The sequence below is a fragment of the Salibacterium halotolerans genome, from assembly GCF_900115625.1.
Taxonomy (GTDB): Bacteria; Bacillota; Bacilli; order Bacillales; family Marinococcaceae; genus Salibacterium; species Salibacterium halotolerans.
Map to the genome: position 1 here is coordinate 1865 of NZ_FOXD01000044.1, position 3294 is coordinate 5158.

Consider the following 3294-nt stretch of genomic DNA (forward strand, 5'->3'; position numbering starts at 1 on the left):
AGTGTTCCTTGAAAACGACATAACGAAAGCAAGAGCCAAATCAATTCACACCGGCGCTCTCGTTTTCTCATGACAGAGAAAGCGGAGAGACGACCGAGAGATGTGTTTTAGAAGAACCAACCACCACCTTTACCAGGTTAAGCTGGAAAGGGCGCACGGTGGATGCCTTGGCACTGGGAGCCGATGAAGGACGCGACGAACGGCGATACGCCCCGTGGAGCTGTAAGTAAGCTTGGATCCGGGGATGTCCGAATGGGGGAACCTGCTGTCCGTAATGGGACAGCGTCCGTCTCTGAACACATAGGAGGCGGCACGGCAGACCCGGGGAACTGAAACATCTTAGTACCCGGAGGAATAGAAAGCAAACAGCGATTTCCCGAGTAGCGGCGAGCGAAACGGAAGCAGCCCAAACCAGGATGCTTGCATCCTGGGGTTGAAGGACACTCCTTACGGAGTTATCAAGAAAGACGGTAGATGAAGCGGCCTGGAACGGCCCGCGGGACACGGTAAGAGCCCGGTAGTCGAAACCGTCTTTCCTCCGGAGTGGATCCTGAGTACGACGGAGCACGGGAAACTCCGTCGGAATCCGGGAGGACCATCTCCCAAGGCTAAATACGACCCAGTGACCGATAGTGAACCAGTACCGTGAGGGAAAGGTGAAAAGCACCCCGGAAGGGGAGTGAAAGAGATCCTGAAACCGTGCGCCTACAAGATGTCGGAGCCCGTTTATGGGTGACGGCGTGCCTTTTGTAGAATGAACCGGCGAGTTGCGATCGGATGCAAGGTTAAGTGGAAGACACGGAGCCGCAGCGAAAGCGAGTCTGAACAGGGCGCGTGAGTATCCGGTCGCAGACCCGAAACCGCGTGAGCTACCCATGTCCAGGGTGAAGGCAGGGTAATACCTGCTGAAGGCCCGAACCCACGTAAGCTGAAAATTACGGGGATGAGGTGTGGGTAGGGGTGAAATGCCAATCGAACGCGGACATAGCTGGTTCTCCCCGAAATAGCTTTAGGGCTAGCCTCGGAAGAAAGAGTCCTGGAGGTAGAGCACTGATTGGACGAGGGGTCCCTACCGGATTACCGAATTCAGTCAAACTCCGAATGCCAGCGACTTGTTTTCCGGGAGTCAGACGGCGAGTGCTAAGATCCGTCGTCAAGAGGGAAACAGCCCGGACCACCAGCTAAGGTCCCCAAGTATACGTTAAGTGGAAAAGGATGTGGAGTTGCTTAGACAACTAGGATGTTGGCTTAGAAGCAGCCATCATTGAAAGAGTGCGTAATAGCTCACTAGTCGAGTGACTCTGCGCCGAAAATGTACCGGGGCTAAACGTATCACCGAAGCTGTGGATGCCCCTTCGGGGCATGGTAGGGGAGCGTTCCAGGTGCTGTGAAGCCGGACCGTGAGGACCGGTGGAGCGCCTGGAAGTGAGAATGCCGGTATGAGTAACGAAAAGAAGGGTGAGAATCCCTTCCGTCGAAAACCTAAGGTTTCCTGAGGAAGGTTCGTCCGCTCAGGGTTAGTCGGGACCTAAGCCGAGGCCGAAAGGCGTAGGCGATGGAAAACAGGTTGAAATTCCTGTACCACCTCCTTCCCGTTTGAACGACGGGGGGACGCAGGAAGGAAGGGTGAGCGCGCTGCTGGAATAGCGCGTCCAAGCCGTAAGGCGGATGAACAGGCAAATCCGTTCATTGACAACGTCGAGCGGCGATGGCGAGGGAAATAACAGTACCGAAGTTCCCGGCCCTACACTGCCAGGAAAAGCCTCTAGTGAGGGAAGAGGTGCCCGTACCGCAAACCGACACAGGTAGGTGGGATGAGAATTCTAAGACGCTCGGGAGAACTCTCGTTAAGGAACTCGGCAAAATGACCCCGTAACTTCGGGAGAAGGGGTGCTTTCCGGGGTGCTGAGCCCTGGAAAGCCGCAGTGAAAAGGCCCAAGCGACTGTTTATCAAAAACACAGGTCTCTGCGAAGCCGCAAGGCGAAGTATAGGGGCTGACACCTGCCCGGTGCTGGAAGGTTAAGAGGAGATGTTATCCCCTTCGGGGGAGAAGCTTCGAATCGAAGCCCCAGTAAACGGCGGCCGTAACTATAACGGTCCTAAGGTAGCGAAATTCCTTGTCGGGTAAGTTCCGACCCGCACGAAAGGTGCAACGACTTGGGCACTGTCTCAACGAGAGACCCGGTGAAATTATAGTACCTGTGAAGATGCAGGTTACCCGCGACAGGACGGAAAGACCCCATGGAGCTTTACTGCAGCTTGATATTGGATTTTGGTACAGCTTGTACAGGATAGGTAGGAGCCTTGGAATCCGGACCGCCAGGTTCGGATGAGGCGCTGGTGGGATACTACCCTGGCTGTACGGAAATTCTAACCTCGGGCCGTGACCCGGTGCAGGGACAGTGTCAGGCGGGCAGTTTGACTGGGGCGGTCGCCTCCTAAATAGTAACGGAGGCGCCCAAAGGTTCCCTCAGAATGGTTGGAAATCATTCGCAGCGTGCAAAGGCAGAAGGGAGCTTGACTGCAAGACTTACAAGTCGAGCAGGGACGAAAGTCGGGCTTAGTGATCCGGCGGTTCCGCATGGAAGGGCCGTCGCTCAACGGATAAAAGCTACCCTGGGGATAACAGGCTTATCTCCCCCAAGAGTTCACATCGACGGGGAGGTTTGGCACCTCGATGTCGGCTCGTCGCATCCTGGGGCTGAAGTAGGTCCCAAGGGTTGGGCTGTTCGCCCATTAAAGCGGCACGCGAGCTGGGTTCAGAACGTCGTGAGACAGTTCGGTCCCTATCCGTCGCGGGCGCAGGAAATTTGAGAGGAGCTGTCCTTAGTACGAGAGGACCGGGATGGACACACCGCTGGTGTACCAGTTGTTCCGCCAGGAGCACCGCTGGGTAGCTACGTGTGGACGGGATAAGTGCTGAAAGCATCTAAGCATGAAGCCCTCCTCAAGATGAGATTTCCCATCACATGAAGTGAGTAAGACCCCTGAGAGATGATCAGGTGGATAGGTCTGAGGTGGAAGCGTGGTGACACGTGCAGCTGACAGATACTAATCGGTCGAGGGCTTATCCTGAAAACAAAGATGGTGGTTCGTTTTTGGCTCAAACATTCGTTATGTCGTTTTGAGGGAACATCGTTCCCTGCATAACCAAAAGCCCGCCCACGGGCACCAGGTCTGGTGGCGACGGCGGAGAGGTCCCACCCGTTCCCATGCCGAACACGGAAGTTAAGCTCTCCAGCGCCGATGATAATGAAGGGGCAACCCTTTGTGAAAGTAGGACGCCGCCAGGC

The 3294-nt window shown here is 55.5% G+C and carries 2 rRNA genes; both read left to right on the forward strand.

Annotated elements, in window-relative coordinates:
- Positions 1-135 precede the first annotated feature (135 nt).
- Positions 136-3076, forward strand: a 23S ribosomal RNA gene (locus tag BM124_RS18320).
- A 101-nt stretch (positions 3077-3177) separates the two neighbouring features.
- Positions 3178-3294 (forward strand): 5S ribosomal RNA (gene rrf, locus BM124_RS18325).